Below are 23,837 nucleotides of genomic sequence, written 5' to 3' on the forward strand. Positions count from 1 at the left end.
ACGCCGAGCCGTCAGGAACGCTCCGGCTCCGGGGCCAGCTCGGTCTCGACGATCAGCCGGAGCGGGCCGGCCTGCAGCGCCTCCAGGGGCCAGCAGGTGACGAGGTCGAGATGCCGCCCCGGGGCCTGCGGGTCGATGCCCGAGGCATCCCAGCGGGCCACCCGCGTGCCGGTGACGCGGAAGCGCAGGGTTCGGCCGTCGCGGCCGGTCACCGTGACGGGATCGCCGGGCCCGAGCTGTCCCAGCACCCCGAACTGCGTGTCGCGGTGGGCGGCGATGACCGCGGTGCCGGGCGCGCCGGCCTCCGGGGTGCCGTCCAGGTGGCCGGGGCCGAAGGCCAGGGCCTGGCCGCTCCCGCCCCGCAGCACCACGAAGCTGCGGCCCGCGACGGTGAGCCGGGCGACCGGCTCGGTGTCGGCCCAGGGCCAGGGCCGGGCGGGCCGACCCTCGGCCAGGGTGCGGGCGAAGGCGCGCTCCAGCAGCAGCTGGGCCAGGGCGGCCTTGGCGGGGATCCAGGCGGCCTGCGCCGCGAGCCCGAGCCCCGCGAGGGTGAGGAGGGCCGCGAGGGCCCTCCCCAGTCCGGTCACCGTGCGCCGGCTCATCGCGCGTCCCCGGTCCGCCGGCCGCCGATCGTCAGGCCGGTGCCGAGCAGGAGACCCAGCAGGGCGAGGAGCAGGCCCAGGCCGAGCTGCGCCACGATGCCGGCCCCGGTCCGCGGCAGGTCGACCGCCGCGCCCTCGGCCCGGATCGGCACGATCCGCGCTGCCCCGTCGTCGGCGGGCATGGCGCCCGGCCGGTCCGTGCCGAACACCTTGGCGAAGTCCCAGCCCGCCGGCAGGTTCAGCGGCAGGTCGGCGGCGACGAGGGGCGTGCCGGGCGCGCGGCGCGGCGTGGCGTCGACGGCCACGAGGCTGGTCAGCCGCGTCGTCAGGCCGTGCTCCAGGGCCAGCGCCAGGATGGCGGCGTCGGCCGCGTCCGCACCGAGGCGCCCCGTGATGCGCGCAGTCTCGGTCTCGCCGATCCGGGACCGCGCCCAGACCTTGGAGATGCCGGCGCCCGCACCCGCCTCGGCGAGGGGGAGCGTCCGGGTCCATGTCCGGCCGCCCACCCGGCCCGAGACGGTCACGGTCCCGCGGGCCGTTTCCTCGGCCGCTCCCGGCAGCCGCGCGGCGAAGACCAGCGGCTCGCCGCGATACAGGTCGGGTAGCGCGCCCGGCGTGACCTCGACGCCCGGGACCGAGAAGGTCGCGGTGAGGTCGGTGACGGCGGGGGATTCCAGCTTCTCGTAGAGCGCGCGGGTCCGCTCGCCGACCTGCGCGAGGTCGCGGATCTCGGTGAAGCTGCCGCGGCCGATCTCGGCGGCGTGGCGCATCAGGTGGCCGTTGGGCGCCGAGCCGATGCCGACCATGAACAGGCGCGTGCGCCCGAGACCGGCGTGGATCGCCGCGAAGATCCGCTCCTCGTCGCCGACGGCGCCGTCGGTGAGGAACACGACCTGCCGGACGCGCCCGTCCTCGGGGTGCGGGTCGGCGAGCGCCGCCTTGAGCGGCGCCAGCATCTCGGTGCCGCCGCGCGCCTCGAGTGCGGCGACGAAGGCCTGGGCCTGCGCCAGGGCCTCCGGCGTCGCCGGGACGGGCGCGGGATGCAGCGCGTCCCAGGTGTCGTCGAAGCGGATGACGTTGAAGTGGTCCGACGGGGTCAGGCGGGCGAGACCGGCGAGCAGCCCGGCCTTGGCCTGCCGCATCGAGGCGCCCGACATCGAGCCGGAATTGTCGATGACGAAGGTGACGTCGCGCGCCGGCCGGGCGGCCGTGTCGGCCTCGATCGCCGGCGGGCTCACGGCGGCCAGCAGGTAGGTCCGGCCCGCCACGGTCTCGCGGAACAGGCCGAGGCCGGGCACCCGGCTCGGGACCAGCGCCCAGGTCAGCTCGAGGTCGCGGTCGGCCGGGACGACGCCGTCGGCGAGCGTGACGGTCCGCGCCTCCGGGCCGGTCTCGGTCACGCGGATCGCGTGGGTCGCGCTGCGGACGTCACCGACGGGGAAGCCCGCCTGCAGCCGCACGGTGACGGCGACCGGGTTGGTCGGCGACGACAGGGCCGGGTCGAGCACCGGCGGGCTGATCCGGGCGCGATCCGGAACCGGGTCGCGCGCCTCTCCGGCCACGCCGTCGAGGGAGACCGCGTTCACCGGGGCGGGGGCGGGCATGTAGCGGGGCGCGACCACCAGGGGCAGGCGCAGCGTCCGCGTCTCGCCCGAGACGGGGATCGTCTGCTGATAGGTGATCTGAACCACCACCGTCTCGCCGGGGCCGATATTGGCGACCGCGTTGGTGAAGACGTTGGGCCGCTCCTGCGCGGTCAGCGCCGCCGACTGCCCGGCCGCCTTCGCGGCCTCGTAGGCGCGCTTGGCCGCCGCCCGCTCGCGGATGTCGGCGACGATCACGCGGGAGCCGACGACGAGCTTCATCCCGTCGACGGCCGCGTCCTCCGGCAGGGGGTACAGGTAGGTGCCCTCGACCCAGTCCGCCGTGACGTTGCGGAAGGCCTGAGTGACGGTGGCCCGGGCGGTCGGGCCGCTGACGTCGACGCTGATGTCGGTCGCCAACTGGACGGCCTCGACCGGCGCGGTGCCGGCCGGCCCGCGCAGCGTGAGGCCGCCGCGGTCTCGGCCCGGCGCCGCGTGGGCCGAGGCGAGCATGATGAGCAGCGCCAGCAGCGCGAGGAAGAGCGGTGACAGCGCGGCATTGCGGGGGGGCTCGACCGCGGATCGTGGAGCGAAGAACGGCATCGGGGAAACCTCCTGCGCCGGCGGATCGATGCCGGCTCGCCGCTGAAGCTCCCGCGCCAGCCCCTCCGTCGCCATGAGAAGCTTCGCCCTTTTCCAGGCTCGGACCGCACCGGCCGGCCGTGCCCGGGCGGATCTGTGCGGAGCCGGTGCGGAGCTGTGCGTCCCGCGGCGCTTCCCAGCGGATCCACTCTCCGCTTGACATATGCGCAATCTGCGTCTTAGTTATGCTCAACCTGAGCAGAACAGGCCGATGAACGAGTCCGAGTTCCTGGCAGGCTACGATCCTGCGGCCTACGAGCGGCCCGCCCTGGCGGTCGATCTCGTCCTGCTGGGGATCCGGGCGGGCCGGCTCGCCGCCCTCCTGCTGCGGCGGGGCCAGCAGCCGCAGGCGGGCCTCTGGGCCCTGCCGGGCGGGTTCGTGGGCATCGCCGAGACCCTCGACGCCGCCGCGGAGCGCGTCCTGCGCGACAAGGCCGGCATCGGGCGGGCGCGGCTCGAGCAGCTCTACACCTTCGGCGCCGTTGATCGGGATCCGCGGATGCGGATCGTCTCGGTGGCCTACCTGGCGCTGCTGCCGGAGGCGGCCTTCGTCGAGGCCCTGGCGGGCGGTGCCGGGCTCGCGGCGGCGGCGCTGGTCGTGCCCTGGGCGGGCGAGTCCGGCGGCCCGGTCTCGGCCGAGGCGGAGGACGGCGCGCCCCTCGCCCTCGCCTTCGACCACGCCGACATCCTCGCGCTCGCCGTGAAGCGGCTGCGCGGCAAGCTCGACTACACGGATGTCGGCTTCGCGCTGCTCCCGGAGCACTTCACCCTCCGGCAGCTTCAGGACGTGCACGCGGCGATCCGCGGCGCGCCCCTCAACAAATCCGCCTTCCGGCGCCGCATGCGCGACCGGGGCTGGATCGCGCCGACGGGCGCCCGCGAGGCCGGGACGGCGTTCCGCCCCGCCGAACTCTTCCGCTTCGACAGGTCAGGCCAGTTCTAAGCCTTTGTTTCAACGCGCTCTCTTGAGCCGAACCGGTATCCACTTCGGCGGAGAGCGCTTCGAGGAGCCCATCATGGCCACGGTCCGCAACATCGGTGTCATCGCCCAGCTCCGGAGCGAGGCGAGCAGCCACATCATCCGCTTCCGCAACGGCCGTGTCCGGCAGAGCGGGCGGGGTCTGGTCTTCTGGTTCCGGCCCGAGACCGCCAGCATCAGCGAGGTGCCGGTGGACGACCGCGAGATGACGCTCTTCGTCCGCGGCCGCAGTCGGGACTTCCAGACCGTCGTGGTCCAGGGGACGATCGGCTGGCACGTCGTCGATCCGGAACTGCTGGCGAGCCGCGTTGACTTCTCGATCGACCTCCGAACCGGGCGTCTGCAGGGCGAGCCGATCGAGCGGATCGAGGCGCGCCTCGGCGGCATCGCCAGCCAGGCGGCGCTCCAGTATCTCGGGGCGAGCCCGATCGGCGCCCTCCTCGACGCGGGTCCGGAGCCGCTGCGCGCCGTGCTGGAACGGGTGCTGTCCGACGCCCCGGCGCTGGCCGAGATCGGCGTCGCGGCGGTGTCGGTGCGGCTCACCAACCTCGCGCCGACGAGCGAGCTGGAGCGCGCCCTCCAGACCCCGACCTTCGAGGCCCTGCAGCAGAAGGCCGACGAGGCGACCTTCGCGCGGCGCGCCCTGGCGGTCGAGAAGGAGCGCGCCATCGCGGAGAACGAACTCGCCACGAAGACCGAGCTGGCCCGGCGCGAGACCGTGCTGATCGCGCAGGAGGCCGAGAACGCCCGCGACCGCGCCGCCGGCGTCGCGGAGGCGCGGGGCCTGGAGGCGGCCGCGGAGGCCGAGCGGATCCGCCTCGTCGAGGGCGCCCGGGCCGACGCGGAGCAGCGCCGCGCCGCCGTCTACCGGGACATGCCGCCCGCCGTCCTGCTCGGGCTGGCGGCCCGGGAACTCGCCGGCAAGCTGGAGACGATCGAGCACGTCAACGTCACGCCCGACCTGCTGGCGGCCGTCCTCGGCGAGTTCCGGGGCGCGCTGTCCCCGCGGCTCGCGCCGCGCTGAGGAGGTCCGCCGTGCCGGCCATCACCCCCCGCGTGGTCTTCGTCATCCGCGACACGGACTACGAGCTGCTCATCGCCCGGCACGCGACCCGCGGCCAGGTCCGGTTCTTCCTGGAGAGCCGGGGCCAGACGCTCGCCGAGGTCGAGGCACGCCACGCGCAGTTCCAGGCCGTGCTCGCCGAGGCCCGGTCCGCCGTGCCGCTGGACTGGCGGCAGGCCCTGGTGAAGCGCCCCGACCTCGACCGCTTCCTCTTCGCCCCCGAGGACGTCGTCGTGGCGGTGGGGCAGGACGGGCTCGTGGCCAACGTCGCCAAGTACCTCGATGGGCAGCCTGTGGTCGGCGTCAACCCGGCGCCCGACCTCTACGACGGCGTGCTGGCCCGGGCGCGGGTCGAGGCCCTGCGCGCGCTCCTGCCCGCCAGCGCGGCCGGCGCCGCCCCCCTCCAGCGGCGCACCATGGTGCAGGCGACCTTCGACGGCGGCGAGCGGCTGCTCGCCCTGAACGAGATCTTCGTCGGCCACCGCAGCCACCAGTCGGCGCGCTACCGCATCGACGACGGGGCGCGGGCGGAGGACCACTCGTCGAGCGGTCTGATCGTGGCCTCGGGCACCGGCCTGACCGGCTGGGCGCGCTCGATCAGCGAGGCGACGCACCTCACCGTGGAGGTCGGCATCGAGGAGGCGGCCTTCGGCTACTGGGTGCGCGAGCCGTTCCCGAGCGTCGCCACCGGCACCGACCTCCGCGGCGGCAAGTTCGCCGGCTCGCCCCTCACGGTGGTGTCGCGGATGAACGAGGGCGGCGTGGTGTTCTCGGACGGGATCGAGCAGGATTTCGTCGCCTTCGACTGGGGGCGGCGGGTGAGCCTCGCGCCGGCCGACCGCACCTTCAACCTCGTGGCCGCGTAGCGCGGCGCCGACCGGGCGCCCGACGACCGCCTGTGCGCGAGGCTCGGGATGCTGCCCGAGGGCCCGCTCCGCGCGTTCTTCGCCCGCGCGGGACCGGCATTGGTCGAAGAGCCCGGCTGAACACGCCGGCGGCAGACAGCCGCTTTCGCGGGCGTCGAACCGGTCGATGCGACACCTCCGTCATCACGAGTGCAGCGAAGTGACCCAGGGCAGCGCCATGTCCGGAGGCCTGGCGCGGCTGGATTGCTTCGCTCCGCTCGCAAGGACGGGACGGTACAGGTCTCCGACAGCGCCGACGGGCAAGGCGAGCCGCTCAATACGGTCGGCCCCCGCGTCTGGCACGCTTCTTGGTTCGTATTCACCAGCGCAGCGTCGCCCCGGCGGCGGCTAGAGGTTGGCGTGCCGTCGATGTGGTGAGGTGCCGGGCGACCGGATCTCCGCGACTGCCTTGAGCCTGTCCCGAGCTCCGATCCCTCCGTTTCAGCACCGGCACGCGCCGTCCGGCGGATCGCGCGATCCGCCCTCTGAGGAGAGTCGATATGTGCGACCGTCACGGCGATTATCGCGTCCCGGATCTCACGCGGTTCAAGCCCAGTCGCAGGCGCTTCCTCGGCGGGACCGCCGCCGCGCTGACCCTGGCGGTGGGCCCGGGCCTGACCGGCCCGGCCGCGGCGGCCACCGGCATCCGCGCGACCCACGGCACCGGGTTCTGCAACCTCAACTTCTTCCTGGCCGAGGCGATGCAGCTCGCCAAGGATGACGGGCTGACGATCGACTTCGTCAACACGCCGACCTTCTCGGATCAGGTCACCTTCCTCGGCATGGGCCAGGTCGATGCCGGCGTGATGCCCTACACGAGCTTCATGGCGCTCTACGATGCCGGCGCCCCGGTGAAGATCGTGGCCGGCGGCGGGATCGAAGGCTGCGTCCTCGTGGCCCAGCCGGGCCTCGACAGCCCGGAGAAGCTCAAGGGCAAGACGCTCGGGACCTTCCAGCTCGATACGCTGGAGGTGCTGCCCTACGACTGGCTGAAGAAGAACGGCGTCGCCTTCAAGGACATCACGGTCCGCTACATGGGCTCGACCCCGGAAGCCGTGGAGGCGTTCCGCGCCGGGGCGCTGGACATCATCTCGACCATCGAGCCCTACGGCACGGCGCTGCTCACCGACGTGAAGGGCGCGGTGAAGCTCTCCGACGGGACCGACATCTACGGCAAGGGCTACACCGACTGCGTGCTGGCGGTCCGCAACGAGCTGATCGCCAAGAACCCGGCCGCCGTGAAGGCCCTGATCAAGGGCATGATGAAGGCGCAAGGCTTGGCCGAGAGCGACCCCCAGGCCGCCCTGAACAAGCTCGTCGGCTCCTACTACAAGACCTCGATGAGCAACGCCCAGCTCGCCATGGGCCGGCAGCCCTCGGTGGTGGACGCCCGCAACCAGACGCAGTTCATCCTCGACCGGACCGATTCCGTCGCCGAGATGGGCTACATCAAGAAGAAGCCCGGCCGCGACGCGATCGACTGGACCCTGCTGGAACAGGTCATCGCCGAGAACCCGGACCTCTACGGCAAGCTCAAGCTGAAGTCGGCCTGAGCGGATGGCCACCTTCCTCGCCCGCGCCGCCGCCGTCCCGCAGGACCGGCCGCGCCTCCCGCTCGGTCAGCGCCTCGCGCTGCCCGAAGGGCTCGTCCCCCTGCTCCGCCGGACCGGCTGGATGCTGGTCTCGGTCGGCTGCTTCGCCGGCCTCTGGGAGCTGCTCTGGGCGCTCGGCCTCGCCGACGCCAAGCTCCTGCCGCCGCCGCACATCTTCCTCGGCAACCTCGCCGAGCAGGCGCGCTTCTTCAACACCGCGCAGCGCTGGCAGATCGGCACCCGGATGAATACCGGCCCGAGCCCCGCCATGGCGGTGCTGATCACGGTGCTCGCCTCCACGGGCCGGGTTCTGGCGGGCCTCGCCCTGGCGGCCTCCCTGTCGATCCTCGTCGGGGTGGCGATCCGCTACGTCGTGCTGTTCGAGCGGCTGACCCTGCCGACGATCACGCTCCTGGCGCCGGTCTCGCCGATCGCGTGGCTGCCGGTCGCGATCTTCATGTTCGGAATCGGCAACGCCCCGGCGATCTTCATGGTGTTCATTGCCCTGTTCTTCACGATGGTGCTCTCGACCATCCAGCAGATCGACGGGGTCAACCGGAACTACATCAACGTCGCCCGGACCATGGGCGCGTCGAAGCGCCAGATCTACGCCCGGGTGATCGTGCCGGCGATCCTCCCGGGTCTGCTCGCGGTGCTGCGCCTCAACCTGTTCGGCGCCTGGATGGTGGTGCTCGTCGCCGAGGCGACCGGTGTCGGCTACGGGCTCGGCCAGGTGATCATGCTGGCACGCAACACCTTCAACCCGTCGCTCGTGTTCTTCACCATCACGCTGATCGGCCTGCTCGGCTTCGCCTTCGACCTGCTGTTCCGGCTGGTCCAGCGGCGGCTGCTGTACTGGCTGCCGCGCGACACGGGGGCCTCCCTTGGCCTCTGACCCCCGCTCCGACGATGCCGTCTCGTGCCGCGGCGTCGCCAAGGTCTGGGCGGCCGGCACCGCCCGCGCCCACGAGGCCCTGCGCGACATCGACCTGACCGTGCGGCCCGGCGAGTTCGTGGTGTTCCTCGGCCCCTCGGGCTGCGGGAAGAGCACGCTGCTCTACCTGATCGCCGGGCTCGAGGCCGCCTCCGGGGGCGAGCTCCTGGCCTTCGGCGAACCGGTCACCGGCCCGTCGCCGGAGCGGAGCCTGATCTTCCAGGAGACCTCGCTGCTGCCCTGGCTCAGCGTCTGGCAGAACGTCAGCTTCGGCCTGTCGCTGAAGGGCGTGCCCGAGGCCGAGCGCCGGAGCGTCGCCCGCGCGGCGCTCCAGCGGGTTGGCCTCGCCGAGGCCTTCGACAAGCGGCCGGACGAATTGTCGGGCGGCATGCGCCAGCGGGTGGCGGTGGCCCGGGCGCTGGCCATGCGCCCGAAGGTCCTGCTGATGGACGAGCCCTTCGCCGCGCTCGACGTCCAGACCCGCCAGAAGATGCAGGACTTCCTGCTCGACGTCTGGCGCGACAGCGGCGCCTCGGTGCTGTTCGTGACCCACCACATCGACGAGGCGGTGGCGCTCGCCGACCGGGTGGTGGTGTTCACCGCCCGGCCCGGGCGGATCAAGACGATCGTCCGCAACGACCTCGACCGCCCGCGCGACCCGTTCTCGCCCGAGGCCGAGGCGCTGCGGCGGCACCTCACCGAGCTGCTGCGCGACGAGGTCGACCGGGCCTTCGCCGAGCAGGAAGCGCTCGTCTGAACCCCCTCCCCCAACACGGACACGACCATGGCCACATCGCTGATCCGCAGCCGGCGGATGATCACCCGCACCCTCGATCACGACCGCTGGGAGGAGATCGCCGACGGCGCGGTCCTCCAGAAGGACGGGGTCATCGCGGCGGTCGGCACCTACGCGGACCTGCACGCCCGCTACCCCGATGCCCCCGTGATCGGCTCGGGCCGCGAGATCCTGCTGCCGGGCTTCGTCAACGGCCACCACCATGTCGGCCTGACGCCGGTGCAGCTCGGCTCCCCCGACATGCCGCTCGAATTGTGGTTCGTCACCCGGATGGTGACGCGCAACCTGAACCTCTACCTCGACACCCTGTACTCGGCCTTCGAGATGGTCGGCTCCGGGATCACCACGGTCCAGCACATCCACGGCTGGATGCCCGGCAGCCTGGAGGAGGTCGAGGCGCGCTCCAACGAGGTGCTGCGGGCCTACCGCGACATCGGCATGCGGGTCTCGTACTGCTTCGCGGTCCGCGACCAGAACCGCCTCGTCTACCAGGCCGATAGGGACTTCGTGGCGAGCCTGCCGGCGCCGCTGCAGGACCCGATGAAGCGCTGGTTCGAGCGCTTCCAGATGTCCCTGGAGGACAATTTCTCCCTGTTCCGCAGCCTGCATAGCGGCCAGGCCGGGGCCTCGCGGGCCAAGATCCAGCTCGCCCCCGCCAACCTGCACTGGTGCTCGGACGCAGCCCTTGAGGGGCTGGCCGGCCTGTCCGAATCCTACGACGTGCCGATGCACATGCACCTCGTCGAGACCGCCTACCAGAAAGCCTACGCGGAGAGGCGCGGCGGCGGCACCGCCCTGGAATACCTCGATCGGTTCGGCATGCTCGGGCCCCGCCTGACCCTCGGCCACGGCGTCTGGCTCAACGAATCCGACATCGAGCGGGTCGCGGCGACCGGCACCTGCATCTGCCACAATTGCTCGTCGAACTTCCGGCTGCGCTCCGGCGTGGCGGCGCTCAACCGCTTCGAGGCCAAGGGGATCAACACGGCGATCGGCCTCGATGAGGCCGGCATCAACGACGACCGCGACATGCTGCAGGAAATGCGCCTCGTGCTGCGCGCCCACCGGGTTCCCGGCATGGACGAGGCCGACGTGCCGAGCATGGCGCAGGTGCTGCGCATGGCCACCGTCGGCGGCGCCCGCACCACGCCCTACGGCGACAGTCTCGGCACGATCGAGGTCGGCAAGGGCGCCGACATGGTCCTGATCGACTGGGACCAGATCGCCTATCCCTACCTCGACCCGGAGACGCCGCTCCTCGACGCGGTGATCCAGCGGGCCAAGACCGGCGGCGTCACCGCAGTTCTGTGCGAGGGTGAGGTGCTCTACGCGGACGGCCGCTTCACCCGGGTCGACCGCGACGCCGCCCTGAAGGCGCTCCACGACGACCTGTCGCGGGCGCTCTCGGACGACGAGGTCGAGCGGCGCCAGCTGTCGAAGGCGCTGCTCCCCCACGCGCGGCGCTTCTACGCCGACTACATCGACCCGTCGCGGCACGAGCCGTTCTACCGCCCGAGCTCGCGCGTCTGACGGCGCGAGCCCGGGCCGGGCTTCAGCGGACCAGGCAGGGCTTCTTGTTGTCGAAGGTCCAGCCGGGGATCAGGAACTGCATGGCGGCCGCGTCGTCGCGGGCGCCGAGGCCGTGGTCGCGGTAGAGGGCGTGGGCCTCCTCCACCGCCGACATGTCGAGCTCGATGCCGAGGCCCGGCCGCTCCGGCACCCGCACGAGGCCGCCGCGGATAGCCAGCGGCTCCTTGGTCAGGCGCTCGCCGTCCTGCCAGATCCAGTGGGTGTCGATCGCCGTGACGTTGCCGGGCGCCGCCGCGGCCACGTGGGTGAACATCGCGAGCGACACATCGAAGTGGTTGTTCGAGTGCGAGCCCCAGGTCAGGCCGTGGTCGCGGCACAGCTGAGCCACCCGGACCGAGCCGGCGAGCGTCCAGAAATGCGGGTCGGCCAGCGGGATGTCGACGGCGCCGAGCTGGATCGCGTGGTTCATCTGGCGCCAGTCGGTGGCGATCATGTTGGTGGCGGTGGGCAGGCCGGTGGCGCGGCGGAACTCGGCCATGATCTCGCGGCCCGAGAACCCGCCCTCGGCGCCGCAGGGATCCTCCGCGTAGGCCAGGACGTGGCCCTGGCCCTTGCAGAGGCGGATCGCCTCCGCGAGGGACCACGCGCCGTTCGGGTCGAGCGTCACGCGGGCCTTGGGGAAGCGCTCGTGGATCGCGGTGACGGCGGCGATCTCCTCCTCGCCGCGCAGGACGCCGCCCTTCAGCTTGAAGTCGTTGAAGCCGTACTGGTCGTAGGCGGCCTCGGCGAGCCGGGCCACGGCCTCGGGGGTCAGCGCCTCCTCGTCGCGCAGGCGGAACCAGCCGTCGCGGGCGGTCGGCGCGCGGTAATCGAGATCCGTGCGGGTGCGGTCGCCGACGTAGAACAGGTAGCCCAGCATCTCGACGGCGTCGCGCTGCTGGCCCTCGCCCAGGAGCGCCGCGACCGGCACGTCGAGGTACTGGCCGAGCAGGTCGAGGAAGGCGGATTCGACGGCTGTGACCGCGTGGATGGTGATGCGCAGGTCGAAGGTCTGCAGGCCGCGCCCGCCGACGTCGCGGTCGGCGAAGCGCGTCCGCATGGCGTTGAGCACCGCGTTCCAGGCGCCGAGCGGCTGCCCGACGACGAGGTCCCGGGCATCCTCCAGGGTCTTGCGGATGCCCTCGCCGCCGGGAACCTCGCCGAGGCCGGTGGCGCCGGTGGAGTCGGTCAGGATCACGAGGTTGCGGGTGAAGTACGGGCCGTGCGCGCCCGAGAGGTTGAGCAGCATGCTGTCGTGGCCGGCCACCGGCACCACCGTCATGGCGGTCACGGTCGGCGTGTGGCGGGCGGCGTGGCGACTGTCGTTCAGCATGGCGTCCTCCTCGGGGGCCCCCGGCCGGTCTGCGCCGGGCGCGAGGCGGGATCGTTGCGGGGCCGGACCGGCCGGGGCCGGTCCGGCGTGCGGGTCAGTGGGCCTTGAGTTCGACGCGGCGGATCTCGCCGACCACCACGAGGTAGCAGAAGCAGGCGACGAGGGCGTTCAGGCCGACGAAGACCAGGGCGCCGTTGAACGAGCCCGTGCTCTGGACGATGTAGCCGATCGCGATCGGCGTGGTGATGCCGGCGGTGTTGCCGAAGGTGTTGAACAGGCCGCCCGAGAGGCCGCCGCTCTCCCGGGGCGAGGTGTCGGCGACGACCGCCCAGCCGAGCGCGCCGATGCCCTTGCCGAAGAAGGCGAGCGCCATCAGGCCGACCACCAGGGCGTCTGCCTGGACGTAGTTGCAGCCGATGATGCTCATCGACAGCAGCATGCCGCCCACGATCGGGATCTTGCGGGCCGCCGTCAGCGAGAAGCCGCGGCGCAGGAGCATGTCGGAGATCACGCCCCCGAGGATGCCGCCGATGAAGCCGCAGAGCGCAGGCAGCACCGCCGCGAAGCCGGCCTGCAGGATCGACAGGCCGCGCTCCTTGACGAGGTAGACCGGGAACCACGTCAGGAAGAAGTAGGTCAGCACGGTGATGCAGTACTGGCCGATATAGATGCCGAGCAGCATCCGGTTGGCGAGCAGCTGGCGCAGCGTCCGGCCGGCATCGCCCTGCTTGCTCCGGCTCTGGCCGTCCATGTCGAGCAGGGCGCCGCCGGCCTCGATGTAGTCCCGCTCCGCCTGGTTCATCGACGGGTGGTTCTTCGGGCTGTCGACCACGCGCAGCCAGAGGACCGCGAAAGCGATGCCGAGCAGGCCCATGCTGGTGAAGACGTGGTGCCAGCCGAAGTTGTGGACGATCCACGCCATCAGCGGCGTGAACAGCACCGTGGCGAAGTACTGCGCCGAGTTGAAGAACGCCGAGGCCATGCCGCGCTCGCGGGTCGGGAACCACGCGGCGACGATCCGGGCGTTGGCGGGGAAGACCGGCGCCTCGGTGAGGCCGACGGCGAGCCGCAGGGCGAAGAGCAGCACCACGGCGGTCAGGCCGGTGAAGAAGCCGACGGCGCCCTGGACCAGCGTGAAGGCCGACCAGAGGGCGACGGCGGCGGCGTAGACCCACTTGACGCTGTAGCGGTCGAGGAGCCAGCCGCCCGGGATCTGGGCGAGGACGTAGGACCACGCGAAGGCCGAGAAGACGTAGCCCATCTGAACCGGCGAGAGGCCGAGTTCCTTGGCCATGTCGGGGCCGGCGATCGAGATGGTCGCGCGGTCGGCGTAGTTGATGGTGGTCGCGGCGAACAGCATCGCGACGATCAGCAGGCGGACGCGGGTGCGGCGACCCGCGTCGGCGGCGGCGAGCAGGGTGCTCGGCGCGCCGGTCGAACTGGCACTCATGGACGTTCTCCCAGGCTCGTCGCCGCCCGGTTGATCCGGGAGGCGGGTCGTGGCCGCCGTTGGCTCGGCGGGTCTATCTTGGGTGTCGAGGCGGGGGCTCAGCGGCGGTCGCCGATCAGGGCCGTCAGCTCGGCGCGCTCGGCCGCGTCGAGCTCGGTCAGCGGCGGCCGGACCGGGCCGGCGTGGCGGCCGACGGCGCTCATGCCCGCCTTGACGATCGAGACCGCGTAGCCGCGCTTGCGGTTGCGGATCGCGATGTAGGGGAGGACGAAGTCGCGCAGCTCCCGGTAGACCGCGTCGCGGTCCCGGCGGCGGACGCTGTCGTAGAAGGACAGCGCCCATTCGGGCAGGAAGTTGAAGATCGCCGAGGAGTAGGTGGTGACGCCCATCTCCAGGTACGGCAGCGCGAAGGTCTCGGCGGTGGGCAGGCCGCCCACATAGGTCAGGCGGTCGCCCAGAGCGGCGTAGACCCGAGTCATCAGCTCGACGTCGCCGACGCCGTCCTTGAAGCCGACGAGGTTCGGGCAGCGCTCGCACAGGCCGGCGAGCGTCTGCTCGTTGAGCTGGGCGTTGGCGCGGTTGTAGACGATGACGCCGAGCGAGGTCGCGCGGCAGACCGCCTCGACATGGGCGGCGAGACCGGCCTGCTCGGAGCCGACGAGGTAGGGCGGCAGCAGCAGGATCCCGTCCGCGCCGGCGGCCTCGGCGGCCCGGGCCATCTCGACCGCCAGGGCGGTACCCTGGCCGGCGGGGGCGATCACCGGGGTCCGGCCGCGGGTCTCCTCGACCGCGGCGCGCAGGACGCGGTCGATCTCGACGGGCGTCAGCGAGAAGAACTCGCCGGTGCCGCCGGCGGCGAACAGGCCCGAAACCCTGTAGTCGGCCAGCCGCCCGAGATTGTCCCGGTAGGCGGTCTCGTCGAAGCTGAGATCGTCGCGGAAATGCGTGACCGGGAAGGACAGCAGGCCGGAGCCCAGCACGCGCGCCATCTCGGCCGGGGTCATGCTCGCCATCGATTCTCTCCCTGGAACGCACCGTTCGGTGTCGCGTCCGGGGTTAGGCGCCGGCGTTAAATGCGTCCAACGTTGATTTTGGCTGGATTATCCCGGATCCTGCATCAATGTTCGATCTCGGCCATGCCCGCAGTTTCGTCGCCGTCGCCGAGGAGATGCATTTCGGCCGGGCCGCGGCCCGGCTGCACCTGACCCAGTCGCCCCTGTCGCGGCAGATCCAGATGCTGGAGCAGACGCTGGGCGTGACGCTGCTGGAGCGGACAACCCGGGCGGTGCGCCTGACCCCGGCGGGCCGCACCTTCCTGGCCGAGGCTTACCGGGTGCTGGCGGCGGCCGAGAACGCCGCGCGCATCACGCGGCGCGCCGCGCGGGGCGAGAGCGGGGTGCTGCGCCTCAGCTTCACCGCCGCCTCGGCCTACCGGACGCTGCCGCAGGTCGTCGCCCATGTCCGCCGGACGCTGCCCGAGGTCGACCTCGTGCTGGAGGAGATGGTCTCGGACGAGCAGATCCTGGCGCTGGGCGAGAACCGCACCGATCTCGCGATCCTGCGGCCGGCCCCGGTCCTGCAGGATCCGAAATCCGCGATCGCCACCGCGCCGCTGGCGCGCGAGCGGCTCCTGCTCGCGGTCCCGCGCGGGCACCGCCTCGCGGCGGCGCGCGCCCCGACCCTGCGGGACCTCGACGGCGAGGCCTTCGTGACGTGGTCACCCCGGGGCGGGCGCTACTTCATCGACCTGCTCGACCGTCTGTTCGAGGCCGGGGGCGTGCAGCCGCGGATCGTGCAGCGGGTGAACCAGGTCCACGCGATGCTGGCCCTCGTCGGCGCCGGCATCGGCGTCGCGCTGGTGCCGGGCAGCGCCCGGGGCAACAGCATGGCCGACATCCGGCTCCGGCCGATCGCCCTGCCGGCCACGACCGGGCCGGAGCTGTGGCTCGCGTGGCGCAGCGACAACGCCAATCCCTGCCTGCCCTCGGTGCGGGCGGCGGCGCTGGAGACCGGCGAGGCGTGACCGCCGGCGCCGGCCTGGAAAGTCGGTGCGGCCGGCGATAGGCTGCCCGCTCGCCCCGCTTCCGGTCGCGCAGCCGGCCGGGGCCGCCCCTCCCGGATCAGGCAGGCACCATGAAAGTTTCGGCCGACCTCTGCATCGTGCCGATGGGCGTCGGCCCGTCGGTCTCGCCCTACGTCCGCGAGATCAAGGGGATCATAGAGTCGAGCGGCCTCACCGCCACGATGCATCCCAACGGCACGAACATCGAGGGCGAGCTGTCGGAGATCTGCGCGCTGGCGGAGCGGTGCGAGGCGAGGCTCACCGAGCTCGGCGTCCAGCGGACCTTCTTCACGCTGATCTTCTCGACGCGCCGCGACAAGGACCAGTCGATGGCCGACAAGCTCGCCGCGGTCTCCTGACCGCGACCGCCGCGGCGCGTCATCCCGGGGTCGTTCTCCGAACCCGCGCCGAATGAGGTGCGGGTCCCCGCTCGTGCGGGAGAGGGGGCGCGTCGCGGCTGGCTCGACCGTTGACGCGTCCTCCGGACCGTCGCGAAGCGAACGAGAGAAGCCCTAGCCGTGGCAGGCGCAGCCGGCGTGCTCGCAGCCGGCGTGATCCTTGTGGCCGTTCGCGCAGTCGTCGCAGCAATAGGCCTTGCCGTCCCGCGACACGGCCTTGGCGACCGGGATCACGCAGACGCAGTCCTGGCAGGCGCACTTCACCATCTCGACGTCGACGCTGGCCATGATTTCCTCCTCCGGCGGGACAGTCCGCATGTCGACGTTAGAGCCGCTGCGGCGGCGAGGAAACCCTTCTCCGGGCGCGGTGACGCGCCCGTGATCCCATTCGCCCGCTCGCGCGTTCCCCAGGTCCGGTGCTCGCTGCGCCGGGTGGAGGGCGCCATGGCCGATCAGAACACCGACGACGTCCGGATCGAGCCCTATGACGGGCCTGCGGGCGGCTGGGGCTCGGCCCGCTCCCTCGTCGAGATCCTGACCCGCGAGGGCGTACCGGTCACCGGGTCGGCGATGCTGCTCAAGCAGAACAAGCCGGACGGCTACATGTGCACCTCCTGCGCCTGGGCGAAGCCCGCCAAGCCGCTGGCGTTCGAGTATTGCGAGAACGGCGCCAAGGCGACGGCCTGGGAGCAGACGCGCCGCCGCGCGACGCCGGACTTCTTCGCCGCGCACACGGTGACGGAGCTTCTCGGTTGGAGCGACTACGCCCTGGAGGAGCAGGGCCGCCTGACCCACCCGATGCGCTACGATCCGGCGACAGACCGCTACCGGCCCGTCGCCTGGGCGGAGGCCCTGGCCGAGATCGGCCGTGAGCTGAAGGAGCTGCGCGCGCAGGACCCGCGGTCGGTGGTGTTCTACGCCTCCGGTCGGGCGTCGCTGGAGACGAGCTACATGTGGGCCCTGCTCGCCCGGCTCTACGGCAACAACAACCTGCCCGACTCCTCCAACATGTGCCACGAGCCGACCTCGGTGGCGCTGCCGCAGTCGATCGGCGCGCCGGTCGGCACGGTGCTGCTGGAGGATTTCGAGACCACCGACCTGATCTTCTTCTTCGGCCAGAACGTCGGGTCGAACTCGCCGCGGATGCTGCACCCGCTCCAGGAGGCGCGGCGCCGGGGCGCGCAGATCATCACCTTCAACCCGCTGCGCGAGCGCGGGCTGGAGCGCTTCACCGACCCGCAATCGCCGGTCGAGATGCTCACCCGCTCGTCCACGAAGATCTCGACGCAGTACCATCAGGTGAAGGCCGGCGGCGACCTCGCGGCGCTCACCGGCCTGTGCAAGGCGCTGATCGCCCTCGACCGGGCCGCGGAAGCCGCTGGCCGGCCGCGGGTGCTCGACCACGCCTTCATCGCCGAGCACACCCACGGCTTCGAGACCTTAGTCGCCTTCTGTGACGGTCAGGACTGGGCCGCGCTGGAGCGGCGCTCCGGCCTCTCCCGGACTGCCCTGGAGGCCGCCGCAGGGGTCTACGCCCGCGCGAAGGCGGTGATCGGCATCTACGGGATGGGACTGACCCAGCACCGCAAGGGCACCGAGACCGTCCGGATGCTCGTGAACCTGCTGCTGCTGCGCGGCAATATCGGGAAGCCCGGCGCCGGGATCTGCCCGGTGCGGGGCCACTCGAACGTGCAGGGCCAGCGCACCGTCGGCATCACCGAGAAGCCGGAGCTGGCGCCGCTGGACAAGCTGCGGGAACTCTACGGCTTCGAGCCGCCGCGGGAGAAGGGCCTCAACACCGTCGAGACCTGCGAGGGCGTCCTCGACGGGCGTGTGAAGGCGTTCATCGGGCTCGGCGGCAACTTCCTGCGGGCCGTGCCCGACACCGCCCGGATGGAACCGGCCTGGCGGCGGCAGCGGCTCACCGTGCAGATCTCGACCAAGCTCAACCGCTCGCACCTCGTGTCCGGCGCCGTCGCCTACATCCTGCCCTGCCTCGGCCGGATCGAGATCGACCGGCAGGCGAGCGGCCCGCAGGCCGTATCGATGGAGAGCTCCACCGCGCAGTTCCACGGCTCGCGGGGCGTGGCCGACCCGGTCGGACCGCACCTGCGCTCCGAGCCCTGGATCGTGGCGGAGATCGCCAAGGCGACCCTGCCGACCAATCCCCGCATCAACTGGGATGCCTGGGTCGCCGACTACGCCCGTGTGCGCGACGCGATCGAGGCGACCTATCCGAGCGTGTTCCACGACCTGAACGGCCGCATGTTCCACCCGGGCGGCCTGCTGAAGCCGCTGGGCGCCCGCGACCGCAAGTGGGAGACCGAGACTGGCAAAGCGAATTTCGCGGTCCCCGAGGGCCTTGAGGCCGATCCAGACCTTCCTGACCGCGGGCCGGAGGTGCTCGACCTGATCACGCTGCGGTCGAACGACCAGTTCAACACCACGGTCTACGGCTACGACGACCGCTTCCGCGGGGTGAAGGGCACCCGGGACGTGTTGTTCATGAACCGCCGGGACATCGCGCGGCTGGGGTTGAGGGACGGGATCAGCGTCGACGTGGCGACCGAGGCGGACGACCAGGTGACGCGGCGCGTCGGCGGGCTGCGGGTGATCGCCTACGACATCCCCGAGGGCAACTGCGCCGGATACTACCCGGAGTTGAACGTCCTGCTGCCGCTCTGGCACTACGACGAGCAGTCCAAGACTCCCGCCGCCAAGGCGATCACCGTGCGGGTGACGGCCGCGACCGCCGCACCCTGAGCGGAGCGTCTGGCGTCCGGTCGCGCCTTCCGGCAAGGAACGACCATGGACCAGGCGACTCCTCCCGACGCGCGACCGGACGCTCCGGTGGAATCGCGGCTGCGCGCGCTCGTCGGCCGGATCGCCGCCGGGGCGCCCCTGCGCGAGCCGGGCGCGGACCTGTCGCAGCTGAGCGCCGGGCCGGGCGCCCTCGCGGATGTGCCGGAGGCCGGCCTCGTCACCGACGCCGAATCCGGCGGCCTGGCGCTCGCCGGCGCGGACCTGTCCCGCGCCCGCATGGAGGAGGCCGATCTCTCCGGCGCGAACCTGCGCGGGGCGAGCCTGTCCGGCACGGTGGGGCGCTCGACCCGCTTCACCGGGGCGATCCTGGAGGCGGCCGACCTGTCGGAGGCCGATCTCTCGGGGGCGGACTTCACCGGCATCGTCGCCGGGCAGGTGAAGTTCGCCGGGGCGATGCTGGAGGATGCCCGGTTCGGCCAGGCCGCGATGCGCTTCGCCGACCTGTCCGGCGCCCTGCTCGACGGGACCGACTTCGCCGGCGCCGATCTGTGGGGCGCGGATTTCTCCGGGGCGGACGCGGACGACACGGTCTTCCGCGGGGCGCGGCTCGACGAGGCCAAGCTCGCCGACGCCAACCTGACCCACGCGGATTTCGCCGAGGCCAGCCTGACCAAGGCGAGCCTCGCCGGCTCGCGGCTGCGGGGCGCGCACTTCACCGGCGCGAAGCTCGACGGCGCCGATCTCTCGGGGGCGGATCTCTCCGACACCGACCTCGTGCGGCTCAACCTCGCGACCTGCCGGCTGCGGCACGCGCGCTTCGCCGGCGCGTGGCTGAACGGCACGCGGATGAGCGTGGAGCAGCTCGGCGGCGCGGTCGGCGAGGAGGTGGCCGGCGCCTACGACGCCGCCCAGGCCAGCTACCTCGCCCTGGAGCAGAACTGGAAGAGCATCGGCAGCCACGACGCGGCGAGCTGGGCCTACAAGCGCGGCCGCCGGATGGGCCGGTTCCACGCCGGTCAGCAGGCCCGCGCCGCCTGGTCCGATCGGGACTGGTCCGGATTACTGCGGCACGGCTATCGCTGGACCGCCGACCGCTTCGTCGAGTGGCTGTGCGATTACGGCGAGAGCCTGTCGCGCATCGCCCGCGCCTTCGCGCTGCTGATCGTGCTGTTCGGCGGGCTCTTCGGCCTGACGGGCGGCCTGTTCATCGTGGAGGGACCGGAGGCCGGGCCGACCTACAATCCCCTCGATCTCCTGAGCTACAGCGCGCTCAACATGATGACCGCGAACCCGCCGGAGATCGGCCTGAAGCCCACCGGCCGCGTCACCAACCTGCTGGTCGGCATCGAGGGCGGCGTCGGCATCATCCTGATGGGGCTGTACGGCTTCGTCCTCGGCAACCGCCTGCGGCGGTGACCCCGATCGCGTCCGGGCCGCTCAGTCGTTCACGCTGAGCCGCTCGATGACGAGGCTCAGATCCTTGCGCAGGGCGCGGATCTCCGGCTCGCTGAGTTCGAGCTGGCACATCACGCTCTCGCGGACCGAGACCGCGTCGGCGCGCAGGGCGGCGCCTTCTGGCGTCAGGGCGATCTCGACCTCGCGCTCGTCCGACTGGCGCCGGGTCCGGAGCAGGAAGCCCGCGCTCTCCAGGCGCTTGAGCACCGGTGTCAGCGTGCCGGAATCGAGGCGCAGGCGCCGGCCGATCTCCGAGACCGTGACGCCGTCCTGTTCCCAGAGCACCAGCAGGACCAGATATTGCGGATAGGTCAGTCCGAGCCGCTCGAGCAGCGGCCGGTACGACTTGGTCATCCGATGCGCGGCAGCATAGAGCGCGTAGCAGAGCTGATTATCGAGAAGCAGCGGATCCGTCTCCGGCTGCGCCTCAGCCGTATCGGCAATATACGCCATATCGTTTGCCCATCGCGGTCCACGCACCGCCATTCTCGACCGCGACCGCGGGTTCGTCACCATACCATAACACGGGATACCGGCGCGCAAGCTCCGGTCGTCCGGCCCGTTCTCTTAACAACCCTATGGGGTTCGTCTCGGTGTTCGTCCCCCGCCCGCGACGGGCGGGAGCGCCGCCAGGCTGTCGAGGAAGCCGGCCTCGTCCTCGAGCGTCCGGAGATCGAGGCGGACGGCCTCGTCGCTGATCCGGCCGATCATCGGCACGGGGAGCCGGCGCAACTCCTCGGCGAGCCGCCGGCACCGCCCGCCCGCCCCGCGGCTGCCCGCCGAGGCCGGCGTCAGGACCAGGGCGGCGCTGGGCAGCGTCTCCACCGGCAATGCTCCGGATCCGATCTGGCTGATGCACTCGGCGACCGTGACCGCGGCGCGGCCGGCGAGCCGCTCCGCCACTGCGGGGGCGAGGCGCTCGGCCTGGGCGGCGATGCTGTCGCGGTCGCGGGTGAGGAGCCGCAGGGTCGGGAGCTCCGCGCGCAGCCGCTCCGGGTGCAGGTAGAGCCGCAGCACGGCCTCGAGGGCCGCGTAGGTCATCTTGTCGACGCGCAGGGCCCGCTTCAGCGGATTCTTTCGCACGCGGGCGATCAGGTCCTTCCGGCCGGCCACGATGCCGCACTGGACCGCGCCGAGCAGCTTGTCGCCGCTGAAGGTGACGACGTCGGCCCGCTCCAGGGCCGCGCGGATGGTGGGCTCGGGGGGCAGCCCGTAGGCCGCGAGGTCGACGAGGCTGCCGCTGCCGAGATCGTCCGCCAGCGGCACGCCGCGCTCCCGGCAGAGGGCGTGGAGGGCCACGGGATCGGCCGCCGCGGTGAAGCCCGCGATGGCGTAGTTGCTCGGATGCACCTTCATCACGAGGCCGGTGCGGGGTCCGAGGGCCTCCGCGTAGTCGCGCAGGTGGGTGCGGTTGGTGGTGCCGACCTCGCGCAGGCGGCAGCCGGCCCGCACCATCACGTCGGGCACCCGGAACGAGCCGCCGATCTCCACGAGCTCGCCGCGAGAGACCACCACCTCCTTGCGCATGGCGAGCGCGTTCAGCACCAGCAGCACCGCGGCCGCGTTGTTGTTGACGACGACCGCGGCCTCGGCGCCGGTCAGGCGGCAGATCAGGGCCTCGACATGGTCGTCCCGCTCGCCGCGGGCGCCGGTCTCGAGATCGAACTCGAGGTTGCTCGCCTGCACCATCACGGCGGCCACCGCCTCCGCGGCCGAGCGGGGCAGCAGGGCGCGGCCGAGATTGGTGTGCAGCACCGTCCCGGTCAGGTTGAAGACCGGCCGCAGCGACGGGCGCCGCTCGGCAGCGAGCCGCGCCGACGCCGCGGCCCGGATCGACTCCGCGTCCGGGACGGGGCCGCCCCCGGCCCGGATCTCGGCCAGCACCGCCCGGATCGCGTCCGTGAAGGCCGTCCGCCCGTAGGCGTCGAGGTCCGCCGGCGGCGCGCCGCCGACGAGGCGCTCCACCGCGGGAATCCGGCGCGGGGACGGCGCCGGGTCGTCGGCCTGCTGGGTGGGGACGGGCGCGTTCATGGCAGGCCAGAGATAACCATCCCGGTGCACGGAGCCAGCCCGTCGACGCGCGGATAATGCGCGCAGGTTGTTCCGGTCCCGGCCCGACGGTAAGGGCAGATCCTGAAATCGGCGCCCGAGAGTCCATCGCACCCGCGCGGGGCGGGCTCGGCCGCGCCGACCCCGCCGAGCCCTCTCGGGAGACGTCACCATGTCCCGACCTTCGATCCAGATCCACCCGATGATCCTGTGCGGGGGGACGGGGACGCGGCTGTGGCCGGCCTCGCGGGAGAGCATGCCCAAGCAGTTCGCCCGGCTGGTCGACGCCGAGCGCTCGACCTTCCAGGCGACGCTGGCGCGGGTGTCGGACGCCACGGTCTTCGCCACGCCCACCGTCATCGCCTCGGCCGAGGCCCGCTTCATCGTCGCCGAGCAGCGCGACCAGCTCGGTCTCTCCGCCGACATCCTGCTCGAGCCGCAGGGCCGCGACTCCGCCGCCGCCGTGGCGGTCGCGGCGCTGCACGCCGCCGCCAGCGACCCGCAGGCCGTGGTGCTGATCATGGCCGCCGACCACGTCGTGCCCGACACGGCGGCCTTCGTCGACGCCGTGCGGCGCGCGGCCGCCGGCGCCCAGGCCGGCTACACGATGACGCTCGGCATCGAGCCCGACCGGCCGGCCACCGATTACGGCTACATCCGCCGCGGCGAGCCGATCGCCGAGGCCCCGGGCGCGGCCCGCGTCGCCCGCTTCGTCGAGAAGCCTACCCAAGCCGGCGCCGAGGCGCTGATCACCGACGGCGCCCTGTGGAACTCGGGCTACTTCCTGTTCCGCGCCGACCTGATGCTGGCCGAGCTGGAGGCGTTCGTCCCCGAGGTGCTGGCGGCCGCGCGCGCGGCCCTGGAGGCGGCGGTGACCGACCTCGACTTCGTGCGCCTCGACGCGGCGGCCTTCGCCCAGGCGCCCAAGATCTCGATCGACTACGCGGTGATGGAGCGGACCGCCCGGGCCGGCGTGCTGCCGGTGTCGTTCGCGTGGTCGGATGTCGGCACCTGGGACGCGGTCTGGCAGGTGCTGGACCACGACGAGGCCGGCAACGCCGTGCGCGGCCGGGTGTCGCTGATCGGCACGAAGAACAGCCTCGTGCACAGCCAGGGCGAGGGCCTGACCGCGGTGGTGGGCCTGGAGGACGTCGTGGTGGTCTCGACCCCCGACGCGGTGCTGGTGGCCTCCAAGGCGCATTCGGGCAAGGTGAAGGAGCTGGTCGGCGCCCTGCGGGCGCAGGGCGCCCCGGAGGCGGACGCGCACCTGCGGATGTATCGGCCCTGGGGCTGGTACCAGCGCATCGACCTCGGCGAGCGCTTCCAGGTGAAGCGGATCCAGGTGGTGCCGGGCGGGCGGCTGTCGCTGCAGAAGCACTACCACCGGGCGGAGCACTGGGTGGTGGTGCGCGGCACCGCCGAGGTCACGATCGACGAGCGGGTGGTGCTTGTCCACGAGAACGAGGCGGTCTACCTGCCGATCGGCTCGATGCACCGGCTGGCCAACCCCGGCAAGATCCCGCTGGAGTTGATCGAGGTCCAGGTCGGCTCCTACACCGGCGAGGACGACATCATTCGCGTCGAGGATATTTACGGGCGCTGAGCGCCCGGCCGGGCAGCCTGCGACCCGATCACCCGCAGGCGCGCCCGGAACATGCGGCC

20 protein-coding genes are annotated in these 23,837 nt (G+C 72.3%); 12 read left to right on the forward strand and 8 right to left on the reverse strand.

Going from position 1 to position 23,837, the window contains the following annotated elements; translation table 11 throughout:
- Positions 1 to 11: 11 nt before the first annotated feature.
- Positions 12 to 602 (reverse strand): class GN sortase, encoded by a 591-nt coding sequence (locus ACX9MN_RS21510; RefSeq protein ID WP_091926565.1) that lies wholly within the window; start codon positions 600 to 602, stop codon positions 12 to 14.
- Entirely contained in the window at positions 599 to 2,788 is a 2,190-nt protein-coding gene (locus ACX9MN_RS21515) for a marine proteobacterial sortase target protein (protein WP_489725371.1), read from the reverse strand. The genes ACX9MN_RS21510 and ACX9MN_RS21515 overlap by 4 nt, the downstream gene beginning before the upstream one ends.
- A 250-nt stretch (positions 2,789 to 3,038) precedes the next feature.
- On the opposite strand from ACX9MN_RS21515, the gene ACX9MN_RS21520 reads away from it, so the two are divergent.
- From ACX9MN_RS21520 to ACX9MN_RS21550, 7 genes are all read left to right on the forward strand, one after another.
- Entirely contained in the window at positions 3,039 to 3,770 is a 732-nt protein-coding gene (locus ACX9MN_RS21520; protein WP_489725372.1) for an NUDIX hydrolase, read from the forward strand.
- Between the two features lie 73 nt (positions 3,771 to 3,843).
- Complete coding sequence (locus tag ACX9MN_RS21525; RefSeq protein WP_056531582.1) at positions 3,844 to 4,830, forward strand: SPFH domain-containing protein; 987 nt, start codon at positions 3,844 to 3,846, stop codon at positions 4,828 to 4,830.
- Positions 4,831 to 4,841: 11 nt separating this feature from the next.
- Positions 4,842 to 5,735 (forward strand): NAD(+)/NADH kinase, encoded by an 894-nt coding sequence (locus tag ACX9MN_RS21530; protein ID WP_091977803.1) that lies wholly within the window; start codon positions 4,842 to 4,844, stop codon positions 5,733 to 5,735.
- A gap of 539 nt (positions 5,736 to 6,274) precedes the next feature.
- Positions 6,275 to 7,327 carry an ABC transporter substrate-binding protein gene (locus ACX9MN_RS21535; protein WP_489725373.1) on the forward strand — a complete coding sequence of 351 codons (1,053 nt, stop codon included), beginning with the start codon at positions 6,275 to 6,277 and terminating at the stop codon, positions 7,325 to 7,327.
- Between the two features lie 4 nt (positions 7,328 to 7,331).
- The gene (locus ACX9MN_RS21540; protein WP_489725374.1) at positions 7,332 to 8,261 is read left to right on the forward strand and encodes an ABC transporter permease; all 930 of its coding nucleotides are present in this window, start codon (positions 7,332 to 7,334) and stop codon (positions 8,259 to 8,261) included.
- On the forward strand, positions 8,251 to 9,057 hold the full coding sequence (locus ACX9MN_RS21545; RefSeq protein WP_489725375.1) for an ABC transporter ATP-binding protein: 807 nt from the start codon (positions 8,251 to 8,253) through the stop codon (positions 9,055 to 9,057). The genes ACX9MN_RS21540 and ACX9MN_RS21545 overlap by 11 nt, the downstream gene beginning before the upstream one ends.
- 27 nt (positions 9,058 to 9,084) lie before the next feature.
- Entirely contained in the window at positions 9,085 to 10,626 is a 1,542-nt protein-coding gene (locus ACX9MN_RS21550; protein ID WP_489725376.1) for an amidohydrolase family protein, read from the forward strand.
- Positions 10,627 to 10,648: 22 nt separating this feature from the next.
- On the opposite strand, the gene gudD is transcribed toward ACX9MN_RS21550, so the two are convergent.
- From gudD to kdgD, 3 genes are all read right to left on the reverse strand, one after another.
- Positions 10,649 to 11,998, reverse strand: a complete 1,350-nt coding sequence (gudD, locus tag ACX9MN_RS21555; RefSeq protein ID WP_489725377.1) for a glucarate dehydratase — start codon at positions 11,996 to 11,998, stop codon at positions 10,649 to 10,651.
- Positions 11,999 to 12,092: 94 nt separating this feature from the next.
- Positions 12,093 to 13,448: an MFS transporter gene (locus tag ACX9MN_RS21560; protein WP_091926556.1), complete on the reverse strand. Its 1,356-nt coding sequence runs from the start codon at positions 13,446 to 13,448 to the stop codon at positions 12,093 to 12,095.
- A 98-nt stretch (positions 13,449 to 13,546) separates the two neighbouring features.
- On the reverse strand, positions 13,547 to 14,461 hold the full coding sequence (gene kdgD / locus ACX9MN_RS21565) for a 5-dehydro-4-deoxyglucarate dehydratase (protein ID WP_482958855.1): 915 nt from the start codon (positions 14,459 to 14,461) through the stop codon (positions 13,547 to 13,549).
- A gap of 107 nt (positions 14,462 to 14,568) precedes the next feature.
- Between kdgD and ACX9MN_RS21570 the strand changes: the two genes are divergently transcribed.
- Positions 14,569 to 15,471, forward strand: coding sequence for a LysR family transcriptional regulator (locus ACX9MN_RS21570; RefSeq protein WP_091926555.1), 903 nt, complete (start codon positions 14,569 to 14,571; stop codon positions 15,469 to 15,471).
- A 110-nt stretch (positions 15,472 to 15,581) separates the two neighbouring features.
- Positions 15,582 to 15,869 (forward strand): MTH1187 family thiamine-binding protein, encoded by a 288-nt coding sequence (locus tag ACX9MN_RS21575; protein ID WP_489725378.1) that lies wholly within the window; start codon positions 15,582 to 15,584, stop codon positions 15,867 to 15,869.
- 153 nt (positions 15,870 to 16,022) lie between these two features.
- Here ACX9MN_RS21575 and ACX9MN_RS21580 read toward each other — a convergent pair whose 3' ends face one another.
- Positions 16,023 to 16,196: a metallothionein gene (locus ACX9MN_RS21580; RefSeq protein WP_020090747.1), complete on the reverse strand. Its 174-nt coding sequence runs from the start codon at positions 16,194 to 16,196 to the stop codon at positions 16,023 to 16,025.
- Positions 16,197 to 16,352: 156 nt separating this feature from the next.
- On the opposite strand from ACX9MN_RS21580, the gene ACX9MN_RS21585 reads away from it, so the two are divergent.
- Positions 16,353 to 18,671 carry an FdhF/YdeP family oxidoreductase gene (locus tag ACX9MN_RS21585; RefSeq protein WP_489725379.1) on the forward strand — a complete coding sequence of 773 codons (2,319 nt, stop codon included), beginning with the start codon at positions 16,353 to 16,355 and terminating at the stop codon, positions 18,669 to 18,671.
- A gap of 45 nt (positions 18,672 to 18,716) precedes the next feature.
- Positions 18,717 to 20,087 carry a pentapeptide repeat-containing protein gene (locus ACX9MN_RS21590; RefSeq protein ID WP_489725380.1) on the forward strand — a complete coding sequence of 457 codons (1,371 nt, stop codon included), beginning with the start codon at positions 18,717 to 18,719 and terminating at the stop codon, positions 20,085 to 20,087.
- Positions 20,088 to 20,108: 21 nt separating this feature from the next.
- On the opposite strand, the gene ACX9MN_RS21595 is transcribed toward ACX9MN_RS21590, so the two are convergent.
- A complete protein-coding gene (locus ACX9MN_RS21595; RefSeq protein ID WP_020090750.1) occupies positions 20,109 to 20,579 on the reverse strand; it encodes a MarR family winged helix-turn-helix transcriptional regulator in 471 nt (156 codons plus the stop codon).
- A 123-nt stretch (positions 20,580 to 20,702) separates the two neighbouring features.
- The gene (gene selA / locus ACX9MN_RS21600; RefSeq protein WP_489725381.1) at positions 20,703 to 22,157 is read right to left on the reverse strand and encodes an L-seryl-tRNA(Sec) selenium transferase; all 1,455 of its coding nucleotides are present in this window, start codon (positions 22,155 to 22,157) and stop codon (positions 20,703 to 20,705) included.
- A 190-nt stretch (positions 22,158 to 22,347) separates the two neighbouring features.
- Between selA and ACX9MN_RS21605 the strand changes: the two genes are divergently transcribed.
- Complete coding sequence (locus ACX9MN_RS21605; RefSeq protein ID WP_100250603.1) at positions 22,348 to 23,778, forward strand: mannose-1-phosphate guanylyltransferase/mannose-6-phosphate isomerase; 1,431 nt, start codon at positions 22,348 to 22,350, stop codon at positions 23,776 to 23,778.
- Positions 23,779 to 23,837 lie beyond the last annotated feature (59 nt).

It is taken from the genome of Methylobacterium sp. 1A, from assembly GCF_058072805.1.